At 72.6% G+C, this 20,332-nt stretch carries 19 protein-coding genes; 8 read left to right on the top strand and 11 right to left on the bottom strand.

Features of this window, described 5'->3' with window-relative positions:
- Nucleotides 1–199: 199 nt before the first annotated feature.
- Nucleotides 200–1,498, top strand: coding sequence for a flavin-containing monooxygenase (locus ACZ45Q_RS29805; RefSeq protein ID WP_468266967.1), 1,299 nt, complete (start codon nt 200–202; stop codon nt 1,496–1,498).
- A 66-nt stretch (nt 1,499–1,564) separates the two neighbouring features.
- On the opposite strand, the gene ACZ45Q_RS29800 is transcribed toward ACZ45Q_RS29805, so the two are convergent.
- The 11 genes from ACZ45Q_RS29800 to ACZ45Q_RS29750 all read right to left on the bottom strand — a co-directional run bounded on the left by ACZ45Q_RS29800 (nt 1,565) and on the right by ACZ45Q_RS29750 (nt 11,127).
- On the bottom strand, nt 1,565–2,689 hold the full coding sequence (locus ACZ45Q_RS29800) for a tryptophan dimethylallyltransferase family protein (RefSeq protein WP_468266965.1): 1,125 nt from the start codon (nt 2,687–2,689) through the stop codon (nt 1,565–1,567).
- 214 nt (nt 2,690–2,903) lie between these two features.
- Nucleotides 2,904–4,247, bottom strand: coding sequence for a cytochrome P450 (locus ACZ45Q_RS29795; RefSeq protein WP_468266963.1), 1,344 nt, complete (start codon nt 4,245–4,247; stop codon nt 2,904–2,906).
- Between the two features lie 16 nt (nt 4,248–4,263).
- Nucleotides 4,264–4,857, bottom strand: a complete 594-nt coding sequence (locus ACZ45Q_RS29790) for a GTP-binding protein (RefSeq protein WP_468266961.1) — start codon at nt 4,855–4,857, stop codon at nt 4,264–4,266.
- Nucleotides 4,832–5,212, bottom strand: a complete 381-nt coding sequence (locus ACZ45Q_RS29785; RefSeq protein WP_468266959.1) for a DUF742 domain-containing protein — start codon at nt 5,210–5,212, stop codon at nt 4,832–4,834. The genes ACZ45Q_RS29790 and ACZ45Q_RS29785 overlap by 26 nt, the downstream gene beginning before the upstream one ends.
- On the bottom strand, nt 5,209–5,610 hold the full coding sequence (locus tag ACZ45Q_RS29780) for a roadblock/LC7 domain-containing protein (RefSeq protein ID WP_468266957.1): 402 nt from the start codon (nt 5,608–5,610) through the stop codon (nt 5,209–5,211). The genes ACZ45Q_RS29785 and ACZ45Q_RS29780 overlap by 4 nt, the downstream gene beginning before the upstream one ends.
- Nucleotides 5,607–6,782, bottom strand: coding sequence for a sensor histidine kinase (locus ACZ45Q_RS29775; RefSeq protein ID WP_468266955.1), 1,176 nt, complete (start codon nt 6,780–6,782; stop codon nt 5,607–5,609). Before ACZ45Q_RS29775 ends, ACZ45Q_RS29780 begins: the two co-directional genes overlap by 4 nt.
- A 267-nt stretch (nt 6,783–7,049) precedes the next feature.
- Complete coding sequence (locus tag ACZ45Q_RS29770; RefSeq protein WP_468266953.1) at nt 7,050–8,171, bottom strand: amidinotransferase; 1,122 nt, start codon at nt 8,169–8,171, stop codon at nt 7,050–7,052.
- Between the two features lie 293 nt (nt 8,172–8,464).
- Nucleotides 8,465–9,037 (bottom strand): GNAT family N-acetyltransferase, encoded by a 573-nt coding sequence (locus ACZ45Q_RS29765; RefSeq protein ID WP_468266951.1) that lies wholly within the window; start codon nt 9,035–9,037, stop codon nt 8,465–8,467.
- 99 nt (nt 9,038–9,136) lie between these two features.
- Entirely contained in the window at nt 9,137–9,463 is a 327-nt protein-coding gene (locus ACZ45Q_RS29760; RefSeq protein WP_468266949.1) for an antibiotic biosynthesis monooxygenase family protein, read from the bottom strand.
- Between the two features lie 73 nt (nt 9,464–9,536).
- Nucleotides 9,537–10,634 carry a winged helix DNA-binding domain-containing protein gene (locus ACZ45Q_RS29755; RefSeq protein WP_468266947.1) on the bottom strand — a complete coding sequence of 366 codons (1,098 nt, stop codon included), beginning with the start codon at nt 10,632–10,634 and terminating at the stop codon, nt 9,537–9,539.
- Nucleotides 10,635–10,749: 115 nt separating this feature from the next.
- Complete coding sequence (locus tag ACZ45Q_RS29750; protein WP_468266945.1) at nt 10,750–11,127, bottom strand: thioesterase family protein; 378 nt, start codon at nt 11,125–11,127, stop codon at nt 10,750–10,752.
- On the opposite strand from ACZ45Q_RS29750, the gene ACZ45Q_RS29745 reads away from it, so the two are divergent.
- The 7 genes from ACZ45Q_RS29745 to ACZ45Q_RS29715 all read left to right on the top strand — a co-directional run bounded on the left by ACZ45Q_RS29745 (nt 11,119) and on the right by ACZ45Q_RS29715 (nt 20,221).
- Nucleotides 11,119–11,472 carry a hypothetical protein gene (locus ACZ45Q_RS29745; protein ID WP_468266943.1) on the top strand — a complete coding sequence of 118 codons (354 nt, stop codon included), beginning with the start codon at nt 11,119–11,121 and terminating at the stop codon, nt 11,470–11,472. The two genes, ACZ45Q_RS29750 and ACZ45Q_RS29745, sit on opposite strands and share 9 nt — an antisense overlap.
- A 135-nt stretch (nt 11,473–11,607) precedes the next feature.
- Complete coding sequence (locus tag ACZ45Q_RS29740) at nt 11,608–13,086, top strand: glutamate-cysteine ligase family protein (RefSeq protein ID WP_468266941.1); 1,479 nt, start codon at nt 11,608–11,610, stop codon at nt 13,084–13,086.
- 75 nt (nt 13,087–13,161) lie between these two features.
- Nucleotides 13,162–14,082, top strand: a complete 921-nt coding sequence (locus tag ACZ45Q_RS29735; RefSeq protein WP_468266939.1) for an aminoglycoside phosphotransferase family protein — start codon at nt 13,162–13,164, stop codon at nt 14,080–14,082.
- Nucleotides 14,083–14,245: 163 nt separating this feature from the next.
- A complete protein-coding gene (locus tag ACZ45Q_RS29730; protein WP_468266937.1) occupies nt 14,246–14,686 on the top strand; it encodes a nuclear transport factor 2 family protein in 441 nt (146 codons plus the stop codon).
- Between the two features lie 79 nt (nt 14,687–14,765).
- Nucleotides 14,766–15,359 carry a DinB family protein gene (locus tag ACZ45Q_RS29725; protein WP_468266935.1) on the top strand — a complete coding sequence of 198 codons (594 nt, stop codon included), beginning with the start codon at nt 14,766–14,768 and terminating at the stop codon, nt 15,357–15,359.
- Between the two features lie 137 nt (nt 15,360–15,496).
- The gene (lpdA, locus tag ACZ45Q_RS29720) at nt 15,497–16,909 is read left to right on the top strand and encodes a dihydrolipoyl dehydrogenase (protein ID WP_468266933.1); all 1,413 of its coding nucleotides are present in this window, start codon (nt 15,497–15,499) and stop codon (nt 16,907–16,909) included.
- Between the two features lie 297 nt (nt 16,910–17,206).
- A complete protein-coding gene (locus tag ACZ45Q_RS29715; RefSeq protein WP_468266931.1) occupies nt 17,207–20,221 on the top strand; it encodes a 3-keto-alpha-glucoside-1,2-lyase-like domain-containing protein in 3,015 nt (1,004 codons plus the stop codon).
- Nucleotides 20,222–20,332 lie beyond the last annotated feature (111 nt).

Here is a 20,332-nt window from a genome sequence, read left to right as displayed (position 1 = left end):
CGGACTCTCCGGACGGCCTCGGACGGGGCCGGCCACCGCCACGCGGTGCGGCCGGCCCCGTCCGGCGCGTTCCCGGGCGCCACCGCGAAACGTGAGGACCACCACGCCGGTCCGGTGCCGGTACTGGTGTGCGAGGAGTGGCGGATGGGCAGGCAATGCCTGTCCGGGGAGGAACGCGTGTGTGTCCTGGGGAGAAGCTGTGCGTGTGTGCGTCATCGGTGCGGGGTTGTCGGGGCTGGCCGTCGCCCACGCCCTCAAGGACCACGGCATCGGGTTCGTGTGCCTGGAGCGGGCTGCCGGCGTCGGCGGCATCTGGCGCCGGCCGGAGGCCGGTGAGCGCGGTCCCGGCTACAAGTCGCTGCACCTGAACACCGCCAAGCAGCTCACCGGGTACGCCGACTACCCGATGCCGGACAGCTACCCGCTCTACCCCCGGCACAGCGACGTCGCCGCGTATCTGCGCTCCTTCGCGCAGTGGGCCGGACTGCTCGGCCACGTCGAACTGCGCACCGAGGTGCTGTCCGTGCGTCAGGACACCGGCGGCGGCTGGACGGTGGTCAGCCGGGGTGCGGACGGTGCCCTGGCCACGCGCCGCTTCGAGCACGTGGTCGTCGCCTCCGGACACCACACCGAGCCGGCCCTGCCCGACCCCCTCCCGCCGGGCGCCCCGTCCTTCGCAGGAAGGATTCTGCACTCGCTCGACTACCACGACGGCGCCGACTTCGCCGGGCAGCGCGTCGTCGTGGTGGGGCTGGGCGCCTCCGCCGTGGACATCGCCACGGACCTCTCCCGGCACGCCGGGCGGACGCTGCTCTCCGTGCGCCGCGGACTGCACATCGTCCCCAAGCAGCTCTTCGGGATGTCGGTCGACCTGATCGCCGACGCCCCGTGGTGGGGGAAGATGTCCTTCGCCGAACAGCGCCGGTTCGTGGAACAGGCCCTCCTCGTCGCCCGCGGCAGACTCGCGGACTACGGCCTTCCCGAACCCGACCACCCGGTCTTCTCCTCCGCCGTGACCATCTCCGACGAGATCCTCAGCCGCATCCGCCACGGCGCCGTCACACCCAAGCCCGCCATCGCCTCCTTCGACGGCGAACGGGTCGTCTTCACCGACTCCACCACCGAGGAGGCGGACGCGGTCGTCTACTGCACCGGCTTCCGCATGGCCTTCCCCTTCCTGCCCGACGGCTGCCCCCTGGGCCCGGGCGGCTCGGTCGAGCTGTACAAGCGGGTCGTCGCACCCGGCAGGCCCGGCCTGTACTTCGCCGGCCTGGTCCGTCCCGTGGGCGCGATCACCCGGCTCGTGGAGGCGCAGGCGCGCTGGCTCGCGGGGATCGTCGAGGGGACGACCGCGCTGCCGCCGGAGGACGTCATGCGCGAGGAGATCGACGCCTACCTCGACGGCATCGCCCGGCGCTACGGCCGCACCCAGGGCGCCTCGATCCAGGTCGACGTCGGCCCGTACCTGGGGGAGCTGCGGGAACTGCTGACCGTGTGAGACCGCTCCCGTCCCACCGCCCGTCGGGCGCGAGGCTCCCGGTGCCGTGCCGGGAGCCTCGTCGCGTCAGCGCACGGCCCGCACCGGGCGTGCCCGGACGGCCGGCGGACGCACCGCGTACGCCTCCGAGGACACGTACGCCGTCACCCGCGGCGGCCGGCCCTGCTGGTGGGCCAGCGCCAGATAGGCGATCAGCCCCGCCCCGTCCTCGGGCCGCCGCTCGGCGACCGCGGCCAGGGACCGCGCGAGCACCCCCGAGTCCAGGCCGTGCCGGCGCAGCGCGCTGACCGCCCGTGCCAGCGCCTCCCCGTCGTGCCGGACGTAGTCACGGACCGGCACGTGCAGGGTGAAGCCGGTCGGCCGCGCGGCCTCGGCGTCGGTGAAGGAGTGACAGGTCAGGCCGGGACGCCCGGTCAGCGGCGTGCCGTCGGTCCCGGCGCCGGCGGCCGTGCGGAAGAACTCCTCGACCATCGCGGGCGCGGGGGCGGGGTCCATGCGCGACAACCGCCCGGCGTCCGCGGCCGTGAGGCCGTCGTGCCGCAGATAGACCTTGGCCCGCGGCTCCTCCCAGTCCCCGAGGTCCAGGGCGAAGAACGGGTACCCGTCGGCCTCCGGCAGGGACTCGGCGGCGCTCCCGTGCCCGAGCCGTCGCAGCGCCTCGCGTACCGTGCCGGCGGCGCGCCCCGGCCCCGACGCCGCCGGGTCCAGGTACACCTTCACCTTGGGCACACCCCCGCCCCGCAGCTCCAGCGCGCACCACAGTGCCAGCGTGCCCCGGGGCGCCGCGGGCAGGAACAGGTCCGTCAGGTCGTCCAGTGCGGCGGTGGAGAAGTTCCAGCGCTCCGCCATCGCCCGGACGGCCGCGAGCCCCGCGCGGCCGGTGGCGGCCAGGCTGCCTGCGCCGCAGCCTGGTTCCACCAGCACCCGCAGGGCCGGGTCCGCGCCCTGCTGGAAGGAGAGCGAGAACTCGACGGGCGTGTGGTCGTCGGACAGGAAGGTGCGGTTGGGGGGTGGCAGGTCCAACGGCCGTCCGGCCGCGGGACCCAGACAGTCGGTCAGGACCTGCGCATAGCTCTCGGCGTCGGCGTCGGACAGGCCGACGACCGTGCACAGCCGCCGCAACTGGCCGCCGGTGAACGTGCCGAGAGTCGGTGTGCCGGGCTCCTGGCGACCGGCTCGGGCGGCGGTCACCGGGCCGCCCGGTGTCGCAGGGCGTGCCGCGGCGGGCGCACATGACGATACCCGCCTGGATGGGCGGGTATCTGGGGTCTGACCGGCAGGAAAGCAGTGTTCGTGGATATGTGGTCCACGACACCTCCTTCACCTCGTAAGCAACTCGAATGCCGCGTTGCTCACTACCCCTGCCGTCGAACGATCATGCGAAGGGGGGAGGGTGTTGCGCATATCACCGTGTGAGCCAGTTGAGGAACTGGCTCCACAGCCCGCTGCGTCCGGGCGCGCGCGCCGCCTCCGCCGCCCGTTCCTGCTCGCCCCGCTCGGACCGGTCCGCCGGCCCGCGCGCCGGCCGCACCGGCGTGAAGCGGGCGGGCAGCGTCGCCAGCGCCCGGTTGAAGGGCCCCGGACGCCACGTCAGGCTCGCCTCGGGCACGGCCAGTTCGAGATCGGGAAGCTCGTTGAACAGGCTCTCGATCGCGGTGACCGTGATGTGCCGGGCCGGCTCCTTCGACGGGCAGGCGTGCGGGCCCGCGCTCCACGCCAGATGCGCCCGGTTGCTGCCGGCCTGGCGCGCCGCCGTGAGCGTCGGACCGGTGTTGGCCGCGGCGAAGCTCACCAGCACCAGGTCGCCGGCCTGCAACTGCTGCCCGGCGAACTCCATGTCGGTGGCCGGGTAGTGCGGCGCGTAGTTCGCCATGGGCGGGTTCTCCCACAGCGTGTCGTCGAGCGCCTCGTCGATCAGCCCGCCCTCGTGGGCGTACCGGTCGTGGGTGAGCAGCCGGTGCAGCGTGTTGCCGATGAGGTTGCGCAGCGGCTCGGCGCCCGCACCGAGCAGCAGGGCGAGCTGGTGGACCATCTCCTCGTCGCTCAACTGGGCCTGATGCTGCATCAGCCACGAGGTGACGTCCTCGCCGGGCTTGCTCCGCTTGAGGGCGACGAGTTCGCCCACGGCCTGGAACAGCACCTCGGTGGCCTTGTCGGCGTTGACCCCGTCGAACATGCCGGAGATGCCGAACAGCACCCGGTCGCCGATGCCGGCGGGGCAGCCGAACAGCTCGTTGAACACGAACAGCGGCAGCTGCTTGGCGTAGTCGCCGAGCAGGTCGGCCGAGCCGCGGGAGCCGAACTGGGCGATGAGGTAGCCGGATATCTGCTCGGTGCTGCGGGTCAGCCGCCGGGTGTCCACCCGGGCCATGCTGTCGGTCACCGCCTGACGCAGCCGCAGATGGTCGGCGCCGTCGGCGAACATGCAGTTCGGCCGGTAGGCCAGCAGCGGTGCGACCGGGCTGTCCGGGCCGACCTTGCCCTCGGCGAAGGCACGCCAGCGGCGGGCGTCCTTGCGGAAGGCGGCGGAGTCCTGCAACAGGTGCAGGGCCGCCGCGTAGTCGGTGACCAGGGTCGCCTCGACGCCGGGAGCCAGCTCGACGGGCGCGGCGGGCCCGTAGTGGCGCAGGAACTCGTAGTAGCCCTGCGGATCGGCGGCGAACTCCGGTCCGTGCAGCGGCACCCGGCCGCCGGAGCCGTGCGCCGGGCACCCGGGCGGCGGGACCGGGTGGTTGTCGTGAGCGTCCATGTTCTGCTCTCAGCTCCTAGTGGGCGCGGTCCAGCAAATAGCGGACGAGCGTGGTCAGCGCGGCGGCCGAGGACCGCTCGTCGCGGGCGTCGCAGGTGACGACGGGGGTGTCGTCCAGCAGGTCCAGCGCCTCGCGCAGCGCCCGTTCGTCGCGCGGCGGCGCACCGTCGAAGTGGTTGACGGCGATGGCGTAGTCGAGGCCGTAGTGCTCGATGAGGTCGATCACCGCGAAGGAGTCCGCCAGCCGCTCGGGGTCGACCAGCACCAGCGCACCGAGCGCACCGCGGGCCATGTCCTCCCACATCTGCACGAACCGCTGCTGGCCCGGTGTGCCGAACAGGTAGAGGACCACCCGGTCGCTGATGGTCAGCCGGCCGAAGTCCATGGCGACCGTGGTGGTGGTCTTGCCCTCCACCCCTTTGAGGTCGTCCACCGACTCGGCGGCCCGGGTCATCGTCTCCTCGGTGGACAGCGGCTCGATCTCGGAGATCGACCCGATGAACGTGGTCTTGCCCACCGCGAAGTGCCCGACGACCAGGATCTTCACCGCGGTCTGGGTCGCCCCGCCGCGGACGTAGGCCTGCTCACCCAAACTTGGCGCGGAGACCATTGAGCACCTCCTCCAGGATCTCCTTGTCGGCCAGGGGCGCACGGGCCACCGGCGGCCGGGTCACGACGTGGCCGCCCTCGGTGAGGGAGGCCAGCAGGATCCGCACCACACCGAGGGGTAACCGGGTGTGCCCGGCGATCTCGGCGACCGACAGATAGCCGGCGGCACACAGCTCCAGCAGGCTCTGCTCCTCGGGCGACAGCCGGGCCGGCCGCCGGCCATGCTCCGGGGCCGGGGCCGCGGTGACCAGCGTGATGAGCGAGAGCTGCTCCTCGTCGGGCAGATCGCGCCCCTTGGTGATGACGTACGGCCGTACCAGCTCACCGGCCTCCGGCTCCCAGGCGTCGTGGGTCATGACCGGGCGCCGAGGTTCTCGCGCGGCGGGGTCGTGAGCTCCTTGCCGAGCTGGGCGACGAGCTGCTGCATCCGGAAGGTGATGTCCGCCATGTCGACGTCGGGGGAGGCCGACACCCCGAGGTAGGCGCCCTCGCCGGCGGAGATCAGGAACACCCAGCCGCCGTCGAACTCCACCAGGGTCTGCCGCCAGCTCTGGTGCGGGTCCTCGCAGAAGAACCCGAGCGTGCGGCTGAGCGACTGCACGCCGCTCATCGCCGCGGCGACCCGGTCCGCGTCATCCTTGTCGAAGTCCTTCGTCCGGGCCATCAGCAGCCCGTCGGCGGATATCAGGACCGCGTGCAGCGCCCCGGGAATCTCCAGCGCGCTGTCGAGCATCCATGACAGATCGTCCTTCACGAGACCTCATGTCCTTCGCTGCTTGCACCAGGTGTGCTGCTGGTCTGGTCCGCGTCGTCCGGCTGTGCCGCCCGGCCCGACTGCGTGCCCCGCTGGAAGGCCGCCATGACCCGCGCCTGGTCGGCGTCGGAGCGGCTGCCGGAGCGCGGGGCCGAGGTGCTGCCCGGCACGATGGCCATCGGCCGCTTGCGCCGCCGCCGGGGCAGGCCGTCGGTCGTCGACGAGGGGGGCAGGGCGGCCTCCGGGCCGCCCTCCGCGCCGGGCCGGTCGGCGGCGCGGACGGTGGGCGCCGGCGGTGCCTTCTTCTCGGGCATGGCGGTGAGCAGGTCGTGCGGCAGCAGCACGACCGCGCGCACCCCGCCGTACGGGGAGGTGGAGTCCACCGACACCTCGAAGCCGAACCGCTCGCACAGCAGGCCGATGACGGCGAAGCCGAACTGCGGCGGGTTGCCGAGCCCCGCCACGCCCGAGGCCCGCTCGCTGGAGAGCAGCTTCTCGGCGCGGACCCGCTCCTCCTCGCTCATGCCGACACCGGCGTCGTCGACGACGATGCAGATGCCCTTGGGCACGGTCCGGATGTTGATCTCGACAACGGTGTCGGGGCTCGAATAGCTGGTGGCGTTGTCCAGCAGCTCGGCCAGGGTCAGGGCCACCGGCTCCACGGCCCGGCTGGTGATGCCGAAGTCGACCTGGGAGAGGATCTCCACCCGGCGGAAGTGCCGGATCCGGCCCTGGGCGCTGCGCACCACGTCGTACACCGAGGCGGTGTCCCGCCGGCCGCCCAGCCAGCCGTCGCAGAGCACCGCGATGGACTGGGCGCGGCGCCCGAACTGGGAGTTGGTGTGGTCGATCTCCAGCAGGTCCTGGAGCATCGCCGAGTCTCCGTACTTGCTCTGGAGCCGGGACAGCACCAGCTGCTGTTCGGCGGCGAGGCCCTGAAGCGTCCGCATGGCGGACTTCAGGACGGTCTTGGTCTCTTCCTCCGCCTGCTCCTGCGCCGCCCGCACGGACTTGTCGTAGTCGTTCTCCAGCTCTGCGTAGTGGACCTTGAGGTCCTCGACTTCCCGCCGCAACGCGCGCGCCGCCCTGCGCTGGCGGACGACGAGGGCGATGGCGGCGACGAGGGCGACGAGGAGAACCCAGGGCAAGGGGTTCCCTATGTATTCCGTCATAAGACTCTCTTCAGGCGCGACTGACGGCCGGCTTGCTGATTTCCCGTCATATGCGAGCGGTGGCGGACCGCCCGCACCGGGATTGCCGCCCGGGCCGTCCCTGAAGCCGGACATGTCGTTGCTCAGTCGTCCGCCCGCTCCGCAAACGCGGTGATCGTATCACCGCTCGAACAGGTGAATGGACGTCAAGAGTCCACAACGCAGGCCGCGTTGGCGTCGCCCCGGGCGACGTGTACGGCGGGTGACGTCGGGGTTGCCCGCGGCCGGTCAGTCGAAGTACGACTCCAGCGTCCCGCGCCGCCGGACGTCGAGGGTCGCGCAGTGGAAGGAGCCGCCGAAGGGCGCGTAGTGCAGCAGGTCGCAGGGGACCGGTTCGAAACCCCACTTCTCCAGGGCGCGCAGCATGCCCGTGTGGTGCCGCTCCGCGATCACCCGCTTCTCGTCGAGCATGAGCACGTTCATGCTGAGCCACTTGCCGCACATCGACGTGACCTTGAGCAGCCGGTCGTCGATCGGGTCGGGCTCGGGGGCGATCAGGACGTCCCAGGACCTGAGGGAGTCGGGCAGCCGGTCGACGTCGATGTACTCGGGGTTCACCAGCACCTTGCCCGGCGCCAGCAGGGCCAGCGTGGTGTCGATGTGCATGGGCGTGCGGCACCGGCTCTCGATCTCGTGGATCCGGTACCCGGGACCGAGGTGGCGGCGCAGCCATTCGATGCCCATGCCGTTGGTGACGTTGCTCCGGGTCACGAACAGGTCGCGTCCCGCCCGCACGAAATCGGCCGCGTCGAAGACCGGCTCGAACTCGGTGAGGATGTACCGCATGGGCTCACCCTTCCGGGGAATGCGGAACGTCCCGTCGAAGAGTTCGTCCGTGAGCTGCGGTTTCGGCGCCGACGTCCAGCGCGCGCCGCGGCGGAAGTAGTCCTTGAGCAGGGAACGGTAGGAGTGGGTCTCGAAATAGCGGCACGGCCATGCCATCGGCGTTTCGATGATCTCGTCGGCGATGACGAGCATGCTGTCGCGCGGGCAGGTGTTGCAGAATCCGCGCGAGGTCCAGTCGGGGGTGGCGAAACGCCGCCGGTGGTCCACCGGGTCCGGGCGCGTCACCGTGACGCCGAGGGACTGCAGCAGCGCGACGAACCCGTCCAGCTCCTCCTGGGCCCGCTCGATCAGCCGGCGCGGGTACTTGAAGCCGGCGGCCAGTCCTTGCAGCCGGGCCGCCCACGGCGGGATGTTGCAGGCCACGACCGGGTGGTTGCCGGGGATGGTCGCGCCGTCCAGGCGGCCGACGACGATCTCCTCCAGCGGGTCCCACTCGTTGTGCGACCGGACCGGGGACGCGGAGGACTGAGCGGAGCGGTCCTCGGTGACCGACGGCGCCGTCATCGCACCCGGTCCACTGCCGGCGCGGGGGTGCCGCAGATTTCCGTCGCCGTGGGAGGGCAGGGGCTTTTCGCAACCGGCATGCTCGACCGCTTTCGATTACCGAACCACTGATCCATTGCAGCCACCAGATTACTCAGGGTGGCGCCGGAGAGCCGTTCGCGTCAATGGCCCTGCGCGTCGCCCGGCCCGATTGCGCGGAACCGGCGGAAACGGACCGGAAACGAACGGCGGCGGGCAACGGGGGAACACACGTCCGTGGCGGGCGGCGAAAGGGGAGATGCCGGCGGGCCGGGTCAGCGCGGGTAGTACCGCATCAGGACCCGGGGATGCCCGGCCAGGACCGAGCCGGTGTCGGCGACATGGACGAACCCCGCCCGTTCGAAGTTCTTCCGCAGGCCGGGATAGGCCATGGTCAGATCGACCCTGGCGTCACCGTTGTCGAGCGGATACGCCTCGACCGCCGGCGCGCCGTGGGCGCGGGCGAACTCGACCGCCCCCGCGATGAGGGCGTGCGAGAGGCCCTGCTTGCGATGGCCCGGGCGGACCCGGACGCACCACAGGGACCACACCGGAAGGTCGTCGACGTGCGGGATGGCGCGGCTGCGTGCGAACGAGGTGTCCGCACGCGGCGCCACGGCCGCCCAGCCGACCGGCTCGGCCCCGTCGTAGGCCAGCACGCCCGGCGCCGGGTCCGCGCGGCACAGCTCCGCGACGTACTCGCCGCGGGCCGGGCCGCGCAGCTCGTTGTTGAGCCTGGCCGGGATCCGGTAGCTCAGGCACCAGCAGACGTTGGCCGACGGCGACTTCGGACCGAGCACGGCACGGACGTCCTCGAACTCCGTCGCGGGGCGCACCTCGATGCTCATGCCACCACGATGGCACGCCGTGCCCGGTCCCGCCGCCGGCCGGCCGGGCACCAGGGCCTGTCTGACGATTCCCGCCTGCCCCGCGACGCCTGGCAGGCCCTAGGCCGGCTTCGGCGCCGCCTGCTGCACCACCTCGAAGGACCACAGCGTGGCGTTGCTCGCCGCGGGCGCGGGGCGCTCGCCGCCGGCCCCGCCGCCCTGGTGGGCCGCCTTCATCGGGCCCTCCATCCAAGCCCGGAAGGACTCCTCGTCGCGCCAGCGGGTGTAGACGAGGTAGGTGTCGGTGCCCTCGACCGGACGCAGCAGCTCGAACCACTCGAAGCCGTCCGAGTTCTCCACGGCGTGCGCACGCGAGGCGAAGCGCTTCTCCAGCGTCTCCCGCTGCTCGGCGGGGACGGTCAGCACATTGATCTTGACTACGCTCATGCCCACATCCTGCCCGACACCGGCCGGCCCGCGGACCGCGGGGCACGGTGCGGCGGGACACGGTCACACCGCTTCACCCGGACCAGGCGCGGACGTGCACGCGGTGGCTGTCGCCGTCGGAGAGGAACCCCGCCAGCGCACGCCCCTCGTCGCCCACGGCGGTGCGCTCGGCCCGGGAGAAGCGGCGCAGCGGAGCGACGTGGACGGTGCCGTCCTCGACGGTCCAGGTCGCGGCGACCCGGCCGTCGACCAGGACGACGCGGGCACCGGCCACCGACAGGCCCCGGTGCGCGTCGTCGATGATCCGGCCGCGGTCGGCGTAGCCGAGGATCGCGTTGTCGAACGCCGGCAGGAACCGCACGGGCGCGGGAGTGCCCGGGTCCGGCCGGGGCGCGTCGGGCAGGTCCAGCAGCTCCCGGCCCCGCTCGTCCCGGAACGCGACCAGTTCGTCGCGGACCGCGGCCACCGCGGCCGGCAGCCCGGCCAGGCCGCACCAGGCCCGCAGATCCGCGGAGGCCGCCGGACCGAACGCGGCGAGATAGCGCCGTACCAGGGCCCGGCCCACCGGATCGGTGCCGTCCGGGGCCGGCGGGTCGACCTCGCGGCCGAGCCAGGACGACATCGGCGCGAAGCGCACACCGGCGGTGGTCCGCCACAGCCCGCGCGGCGGCAACTGCACCAGCGGCAGGAGCGCGAGCAGCATCTCGCCCAGGGGCCGCGGCCCCGGCTCCGGCCAGCGCTCGCCGACCGCCCGGCCGAGGTCGCCCGGGGAGCGCGGCTCGCCGTCGGCCAGCACCGCGCGCCCCGCCTCGGCCAGCGCCTCGAGGTCGACGCCGGCGAGTTCGCGCCGGTAGACCCCGAGCACCCGCTGGCGCAGCATGGCCTCGTGCCGGGTGCGCCAGGCGAGCGCGTCCTCGGCGGTCACGAGGTGGACGGTGCGCCGCATGAGGTGGGTGCGCACCACCCTCCGCCCGGTCAGCAGGTCCGACAGTTCCGCCGGGTCGAACGCGCGCAGCCGCGACCACAGGCCGACGAACGGCTCCTGCGGCTCCTGCGCCTGTAGACCGCACAGGTGTGCGACCGCGTCCCGTGCCGGCACGTCGGAGCGGTCGAGGAGGAACTGCCGGGCGAGCGTGGCCCGGTTGAGCGAGCGGGAGTCGAGAACGGTCACCGTGACGGGGCCCTTCCGGTTGTCGTGCGGCGGCGTACGGCACCACGCTCGCAGGCGATGCGGTCAGAAACCGTCCGCGTCTTCGTGTCGCCGCCGGTGCTCGCCGTGCCCGGACTCAGGAACCGGCGTCGGGCCCCGCCGGGCCGCCCGTCGACTCCAGGAACCTCCGCCGGTCGACGACCGCGCGCTCGATCTCGCCGGCCGCGACCGGCCTGCCGTCCCCGTCGACGGCCCGTACCTGGAAGGTGAGGCGGCGTCCGTCGGCCTGAGGGGGGTCGGCCAGGACCTCCACGTGCCCGCCGACGGGCGTGGCCCGCAGGTGATCGACCCGCACGGCGGTGCCGACCGTCGTCCGCTCCGCCGCGGTGAAGGGGGCGGCGGCCCGTACCGTCGCGGCCTCCAGCCAGGCGATCAGTCGTGGGGTGGCCAGCACGGGCACGTCTCCGCTGCCCAGGGCCACGGCGGTGTCGGCTTCGTTCACTTCATGGCGCATCGGCCCACGCTAACCCGCCGGGCCGCCGCCCCCGGGTCCCGGGGCCGCGGCGGCAGGAGCGCGATCGCGGCGCCCCCGGCGCTGTGGAATCGTGGATCACCTCGGGCAACGAGAGTGGGACGGGCCACGGGAACGTGCCACGCCGGCAGGTGCCACGGGAATCGGGCCTCGGAAAGCGGACCCCGAGAACCACGGGAACCGGACCGGAGAAGCCCGGGAACCAGATCACGAGAACCACGGGAAACAGACCACGAGAAGGGAGCAGCCATGTCCTCCAAGCGCCGCCGGAAGAAGAAGGCCCGCCGCAACAACGCCGCGAACCACGGGAAGCGCCCGCAGTCCTGACCCTGCCCGCCGGCTCCGGCGGGGAGGCAGGCGCTCCCCGCGGCCGGCGGCGGACGGCGCCCGCATGGTCGGAGCGGCCCGGTGGTGCGACGCTGGGAGGGAGACCGACCGAGGACGGGTGACCGGGAGAGGCCGATGGGACGGGACGTTCCGGCGCTGGTCTTCACCCGCGAGGACCGCCGCCGGTACCGGATCAAGATGCAGACGTGCCTCGACGTGCTGGCACAGATGCTGCGCGACGCGCGGTTCGAGGCCGAGCGGCCCCAGGTGGGGCTGGAGATCGAGCTGAACCTGGTCGACGACCGGGCGGAGCCCGCGATGCGCAACAGCGACGTGCTGGAGGCGATCGCGGACCCCGCCTGGTCCACCGAGCTGGGCCGCTTCAACCTCGAGATCAACGTCCCGCCCCGCCGGCTGACCGAGGGCGGGCCGGACGCCTGGGAGTCCGAGATCCGCGCCGCGCTGAACCACGCGGAGCAGCGCGCCGGATCGGTCGGCGCGCACCTGATCATGACCGGGATCCTGCCCACCCTGCGCCAGCAGGACGTGGGCGAGGCCGCGCTCTCGGAGAACCCGCGCTACCGGCTGCTCAACGACCAGATCTTCGCGGCACGCGGCGAGGACCTGCGCATCGAGGTCGACGGCGTCGACCGGCTGCGCACGTACGCGGACACCATCACCCCGGAGGCCGCCTGCACCAGCACCCAGTTCCACCTCCAGGTGGCCCCCGAGCACTTCGCCGCCTACTGGAACGCCGCGCAGGCCATCGCCGGCGTCCAGGTCGCGCTCGCGGCCAACTCGCCGTTCCTGTTCGGCAAGGAGCTGTGGCACGAGACCCGGATCCCGCTGTTCGAGCAGGCCACGGACACCCGCCCGGAGGAGATCAAGATCCAGGGCGTACGGCCGCGGGTGTGGTTCGGGGAGCGCTGGATCACCAGCGTCTTCGACCTCTTCGAGGAGAACCTGCGCTACTTCCCCGCCCTGCTGCCCCTGTGCGACGAGCAGGACCCGGCGGAGACCCTGGACCGCGGCGACGTCCCCGAGCTCGGCGAGCTGACCCTGCACAACGGCACCATCTACCGCTGGAACCGCCCGGTGTACGCCGTCGCCCACGACAAGCCGCACGTCAGGGTGGAGAACCGGGTGCTTCCCGCCGGCCCGACGGTCGCCGACACGCTCGCCAACGGCGCCTTCTACTACGGGCTGACCCGCGCCCTGGCGGAGGAGGAACGGCCCGTGTGGTCGCGGATGTCCTTCTCGGCCGCGGAGGAGAACCTGCACACGGCGGCCCGGCACGGCATCGACGCCCGCGTGTACTGGCCGGGCGTGGGCGAGGTCCCGGTGGCCGAACTCGTGCTGCGCCGGTTGCTGCCGCTGGCCCACCTCGGCCTCGAGCGTTCCGGAATGGACGCCTCCTGGCGGGAGCCGCTGCTCGGCGTGATCGAACAGCGGTGCGTCACGGGCCGCAACGGGGCGGCCTGGCAGAAGGAGATGTTCCACCACATCGACGCCACCGCCCACTGCGGCCGCCACGAGGCGCTGCGGCGGATGACGCAGCTCTACATCGACTACATGCACCTCAACGCCCCGGTGCACACCTGGCCGGTCGATTGAGCAACACCCGCGCCGCCCCCGCCGGAGCCCCGTCCCGCGCGCACCCGGGAGGACACGCGGACGTAGGGTGCCCGGGTGATCGTGGTACCGGAGGCGTTCGCACGGGGCACCGTCGAGCGCGAGGGGCGGGCCGGGGAGGCGTGGCTGGCCGGGCTGCCCGGGACCGTGGCCGGGCTGCTGGAGCGCTGGGCGTGCGGGGTGGACGGCGCGGTGCTGCACGGCGGAGTCGGCCTCGTCGTCCCCGTACGCCGGGCCGAGGGACCCGCCGTGCTCAAGGTGTCCTTCCCGCACCCGGGCAACGTCCACGAGCCGGACGCCTTCACGGTCTGGGCCGGGCGGGGCGCCGTCCGGTTGTACGCACGCGACGACGAGCACTACGCCATGCTGCTCGAACGGGTGAGCACGGCGACCCTGGCCGAGACCGCCGACGGCGACCGCGTCGCGGCGGTCGCCGGCCGGATCAGCCGCCGGCTGGCCGTCCCGGCACCCTCCGGCCTGCCCCGGCTGCGGGACCGGGCGGACGTCTGGGAGCACCGGCTGCGCGAGGACGCCGGGGAACTGACGCACCCGCTGCCGCCCCGGGTGGTGGACGCCGCCCTGGCCACCGTCCGCGAACTGGGCCGGGACCAGCCGGACACCGTCGTCCACGGAGACCTGCACGCCCGGAACGTCCTGCGCGCCGAGCGGGAGCCGTGGCTCGCGGTCGACACCAAGGGCTGTGCGGGGGACCGCGCCTACGACGCCGGCACGCTGCTGAAGTCCCGCGCGCCGTCCCTGATGGAGGCGGACGAGGTGCGCGGCGCCGTCCACCGGGTGATCGACGTCTTCGCCGAAGCCGCCGAGCTCGACCGCGAACGGGTCCGGCGCTGGTGCCAGTTCCACGCCGTCCTGGCCGCGTTCACCGGACGGCGCCACGGCTTCCGCGTCGCGCGCCGAGGGGCGCCGCTGGCCCGGCTCCTCGGCTTCGCGGACGGCCTGGCGGAGCTGCTGACGTGAGGCGAGGGCGGCGCCGACGGCACGGGGCGGCTCCGGTGAGGCGCGCGATGCGGATCGGCCGATGACCTCCGGGGTAATCGACGGCGTCCCGCCTCCCCGCGAGGATCGGGCACACCGGCACAGCCCCCCGCCGGTTCCGACCGTCGCCACCGAGGAGGACGCCATGCCCGCCGATGCCCCCGTCCCGACGCCCGGTTCCACCGCCGAGAACACGCGGGCCGTCGTCCAGGAGTTCCTCGCCGCCCGGCTGGCCGGGGACACCGGCCGGCTCCGCGCGCTCTTCGCCGACGAGGTCGACTGGCTGCTCGCCGACAACCCCGCCGTCCCCTGGATCCGCCCGCGGTCCACCGCCGCCGACTGCGCCGCCCAGTTCACGGAGCTGATGGAACACACCGTCCCCGGGGAGGCGCGGGCCTGCCTCGACGCCTTCCTCGTCGACGGCACCGACGCCGTCCTGACGGGGCGGGTGTCCGGGACCGTACGGGCGACGGGCAAGTCCTTCGACGGCCCGTTCGCGCTGCGTCTGACGGTCGAGAACGGCCGCATCACCCGGCACCACCTCTACGAGGACGGCGTGTCGATCGCCGAGGCCTGCACCCCGTGAACACCGCCGCCCGTGAGCAACCGCCACCGACCGCGAAAAGACCGTGAACATCCCCCGCCGCGGCGGCAGACTGTGCCCCATGGCCCCCTACGATCCCAAAGCCGACCTGCGTTCCTACCTCCAGGCCGCCCGCGACGCCCTGGTCTGGAAGCTGGACGGCCTCTCCGAGTACGACATCCGTCGCCCGCGAACGCCCACCGGCACCAATCTCCTCGGTCTGGTCAAGCACGCCGCCACCGTCGAGCTGGGCTACCTCGGCGACACCTTCGGACGGCCCTCGCACGAGCCGCTGCCGTGGCTCGCGGAGGGCGCCGAACCCAACGGCGACATGTGGGCCACCGCCGACGAGTCCCGCGAGGACGTCGTGGGGCTCTACCGGCGGGCATGGGCGCACGCGGACGCGACGATCGAGGCCCTCGCGCTGGACACGGTCGGCCGGGTCCCGTGGTGGCCGGCCGACCGGAACGAGGTGACGCTGCACCACGCCGTGGTACGGGTCGTCGCCGACACCCAGCGGCACGCCGGGCACGCCGACATCCTCCGGGAACTGACGGACGGCGCCGTCGGGATGCGGGCGGACAACACCAGCCTCCCCTCGGACGACGCCACCTGGTGGGAGGAGTACCGCGGCCGTCTGGAACGCGCGGCCCGGGAAGCCGGCCGCGACGGCTGACGCCGGGGTGGCGCGGATACCGCTCCCGATGGCCGGGGCAGCGGTTGCGGGAGGCGGCACGGCCCATGGATGATCCGTTTGATGCCGGTCGGCCCCGTCCGCACGTCCGACCCCCACCCAGGAGAAGGGACCCCTCCATGCCCGAGCAGGACGAACGCTTCGACGTCGTGGTTCTCGGAGCGGGGCCCGGCGGCTACGTCGCCGCGATCCGCGCCGCCCAGCTGGGCAGGAGCGTGGCCGTGGTGGAGGAGAAGTACTGGGGCGGCGTCTGCCTGAACGTCGGCTGCATCCCGAGCAAGGCCCTGCTGCGCAACGCCGAGCTGGCGCACATCGTCAACCACGAGGCCAAGACCTTCGGCATCCGGATCGACGGGCAGGTGACCTTCGACTACGGCGAGGCGTTCCGCCGCAGCCGCAAGGTCGCGGACGGCCGGGTCAAGGGCGTCCACTACCTGATGAAGAAGAACAAGATCAGGGAGTTCGACGGACGCGGCACCTTCGTGGACCCGCACACCCTCCAGGTGACCGGGTACGACGGCGAGACCCGCACCATCGGCTTCGACCACTGCATCATCGCCACCGGGGCCACGCCGAAGCTGCTGCCCGGCACCCGCCGCACCTCCCGGGTGGTGACCTTCGAGGAGCAGATCCTCGCCGAGGAACTGCCCCGCTCGATCGTCATCGCGGGCGCCGGCGCCATCGGCGTCGAGTTCGCCTACGTGCTGCACAACTACGGCGTGAAGGTCACCATCGTCGAGTTCCTCGACCGCATGACCCCGCTGGAGGACGCCGACGTCTCCGCCGAGCTGGCCAAGCAGTACCGCCGGCTGGGCATCGACGTGCTCACCTCCACCCGCGTCGAGGCCATCGACGAGTCCGGACCCCAGGTGCGGGTCACCGTCACCGCCGCGGACGGCACCCAGAAGATCCTGGAGGCGGACAAGGTCCTCCAGGCGATCGGCTTCGCCCCGAACGTCGAGGGCTACGGCCTCGAGAGCACCGGCGTCCGGGTCACCGAGCGCGGCGCCATCGACGTCGACGCCCGGTGCCGTACGTCCGTCCCGCACATCTACGCCATCGGTGACGTGACCGCGAAGCTGATGCTCGCGCACGCCGCCGAGGCGATGGGCGTCGTCGCCGCCGAGACCATCGCCGGGGCGGAGACCATGGAGCTGGACTACGCGATGATCCCGCGCGCCACCTACTGCCAGCCCCAGATCGCCAGCTTCGGCTACACCGAGGCCCAGGCCCGCGAGCTGGGCCACGACGTGAAGGTGGCCAAGTTCCCCTTCACCGCCAACGGCAAGTCCCACGGCCTGGGCGACGCCACCGGCTTCGTGAAGCTGATCAGCGACACCCGGTACGGCGAGCTGCTCGGCGGCCACCTCATCGGCCCGGACGTCACCGAGCTGCTGCCCGAACTGACCCTGGCCCAGCAGTGGGACCTCACCGTGCACGAGGTCGCCCGCAACGTCCACGCCCATCCGACGCTGGGCGAGGCGGTGAAGGAGGCGGTGCACGGGCTGGCCGGGCACATGATCAACATGTGAGGCCCGCCGGGCCCCCGCCCTCGCCGCCCCCGCCGAACCCTCCGCCGAACCCCTCAGCGTGCCGAGCAGGGACCACCGCCCGGCACGCCGAGGGGTTCCTTCATGCCCACCGACCCGCTTTTCCCGGCAGCCTGCTGACTACCGGTCAGGGTGCCGCGAGTTTCAACTTTCCCAGGACGAAGTATGGACCCCGGAGGCGGAAGTCCTTAGCGTTTCCGTCGCAATCGCTCACCCCTTGCCCGCGCTCACCCCACGCCGACACCCGTCGCCCGCACACCCCCAGCGCCAGGAGGAAGAGTGAACCACCGGCCGTACCGCCGACTTCTCAGACACGCCACCGGCCTCGCCCTCGCCGCGGCCGTCCTCGCCACCACCGCCCCGGCCGCCGCACAGCCGGCCGGCCGGGCCGCCGCCGACCTCCCGCCCCAGGAGCCCGGAGTGACGCTGCGCGTCTTCGACGTGCAGGCTCCGCTGGAGAAGATCTGCCGCCTGAAGGACGGTCAGACGCCCAACATCGACAAGCTGATGCCCGCCGTCGACTGGACGACCGAGGCCGACTTCGGCCTGGCGGACAACTTCGTCGCCCACGTCCTCGCCAACCTCCACGTCCCCGAGTCCGGGACGTACGCCTTCCGCCTCATCAGCGACGACGGCTCCCGTCTGACCATCGGCGACGAGCAGGTGATCGACCACGACGGACTGCACGGCGCCGAACCCGAGGACGGCACCACCTACCTGACTGCCGGTCACCATCCGCTGCTGATCGAGCACTTCGAGGCGGGCGGCGGCCAGCAGCTCACCCTCCAGTGGAAGCCGCCGGGCGCCTCGGACTTCACCGCCCTGCCGGCCACGGCGCTCAGCACCGACGCCGACGTCGTCCGCGTCACCGCCCCCGGCCGCAAGGAGTGCGTCGGCGGACAGGACAGCCCCGGCGATGGCCTGCCCCTGACCGGCGTCCACCCGGACTACACCCTGACCGACCTGCGGCCCGCGGGCTTCGAACCGAAGGTCTCCGGCATGGCCTGGCTGCCGGACGGCAGGCTGGCCATCACCACCTGGGGCGAGAGCGAGACCAGCGACGGCGAGGTCTACCTGCTCGACAACGTCACCGGCGACACCGGCCCGGAGAAGGTCACCGTCAAGAAGGTCGCCGAGGGCCTGAAGGAACCCATGGGCATCACCCACGCCGACGGCAGGCTCTACGTCTCCGAGAAGCACCGGCTGACCGAGCTGCGCGACCACGACGGCGACGAGGTCACCGACGAGAAGAAGACGATCGCCACCTGGCCCTACGGCGGCAACTTCCACGAGTTCGCCTTCGGCCTCCTCCACGACAAGGGCAGCTTCTATCTGAACCTGTCGGTCGCCATCAACTACGGCGGCGCGACGACCGACCCGCAGCCGGCCGAGGGCGGCCGGGGCACCACCGTCAAGGTCGACAAGGCGACGGGTGAGGTCTCCTACCTCGCCGGCGGGCTGCGCACCCCCAACGGCATCGGCCGGGGCCCGGGCGGCGGCCTCTTCGTCACCGACAACCAGGGCGGCTGGCTGCCCGCCTCGAAACTGGTCCACATCAAGCAGGACCGCTTCTTCAACCACTACACGCGCTACCGGGACGGCTCGGCCGGACCCTTCGACGACCGGCCGGTCACCAAGCCGGTGCTGTGGCTGCCGCAGAACGAGATCGCCAACTCGCCGAGCACACCGCTGATGCTGAAGGAGGGCCCCTTCGCCGGGCAGATGCTCTTCGGCGACGTGACCTACGGCGGTCTTCAGCGGGCCAGCCTGCAAAAGGTGAACGGTGAGTACCAGGGCGCCGTCTTCCGGCACACGCAAGGTCTGGAGGCCGGCGTCAACCGCATCAGCGTCGGCCCGGACGGCGCCCTCTACGCCGGCGGACTGGGCGCCGACGGCAACTGGGGCCAGGCCGGCAAACTCCGCTTCGGACTTCAGAAACTGACGCCGAACGGCACCCGCGCCTTCGACATCCACTCCATGCGGGCCACCCGCACCGGGTTCGTACTGAAGTACACCAAGCCCCTGGCGCAGGAGACCGTCGACAAGCTCGCCGAGAGCTACCGGGTCAAGCAGTGGCGCTACTCCCCGACCCCCGAATACGGCGGCCCCAAGATCGACGAAGAGTCCCTGACCGTCGCCGAGGCCACCGTCTCCGCCGACCGCACCGAGGTCCGCCTCGGCATCCCCGGGCTCCGCGCCGACCGCGTCGTCCACATCCGCTCCCCGCGGCCCTTCGCGGCGGCCGGCGGAGAGGAGCTGTGGAGCACCGAGGCCTGGTACACGCTGAACGCGATCCCCGGCGACAGGTCGCCCGTCACCGCCCACGAGGCGGAGGAGGCCAAGCTCTCCGGCGGCGCCGGCGTCACCAAGGAACACCAGGGCTACTCGGGCGGCGGCTTCGTCGACCGCTTCGGCACCAAGGGCGCCGGCGTCACCTTCCACGTCGACGCGGCCAAGAAGGGCACGTACGACGTGGGCCTGCGCTACGCCAACGGTCCCCACCCCTTCCACGGCACCAAGAAGCTCAGCCTCTACGTCAACGGGCACGAGGTCCGGCAGACCAGCCTGCCGCCTACCGGCGGCTGGACGACGTGGGCGACGCAGAACGAGCGGCTGACGCTGCGCAAGGGCCACAACACGATCGCCTACCGGTACGAGGACGGCGACGACGGCCACGTCAACCTCGACATGATCCACATCAACCGGCCGGACGAGCGGATCGCCCTGTTCGACGGCGGCACCCTGTCGCAGTGGCAGCACACCGACGGACGCGCGGTGAGCTGGCCGCGCGCCGGGGACGGGGCCGTGGAGGTCTGCTGCGGGGACATCCGCACCAAGCAGGGCTTCGGCGACCACAGGCTGCACGTCGAGTTCAACATCCCCGAACTCCCCGACGACGTCACCGGCCAGGACCGCGGCAACAGCGGCGTCTACCTCCAGGACCGCTACGAGATCCAGATCCTCGACTCCTACGGCGTGGCGGACCTCGCCGCCGACGAGGCGGCCGCCGTCTACAACCAGAAGGCGGCGGACAGCAACGCCGCGACCGCGCCGGGCACCTGGCAGTCCTACGACATCGTCTACCGCGCGGCGCGCTACGACAGCGCCGGGCGGAAGACGGAGGACGCCCGGGTCACCGTGTGGTGGAACGGGCGGAAGGTCCACGACGACGTGGCCCTCGCGGGGCCGACCGGCGGCGGCATCGCCGAGGGGCCCGCGACCGGTCCGGTCAGGCTCCAGGACCACGGCAACAAGGTCCGCTTCCGCAACGTGTGGGTCCAGCCGCTGGACTGACGCCCGCACCGCCCCAGGCGCACTGCCCGCCCCGCCCGGCCGGGGCGGGCGGGGCGCCGTTCTCGCCCCCTCCGCTGCTGCGGCAGCTCTTGACGGTCGGTGCGCGGGCTC

It is taken from the genome of Streptomyces sp. NPDC031049 (assembly GCF_055571015.1).
This window is presented reverse-complemented; position numbering and strand designations above follow the sequence as displayed.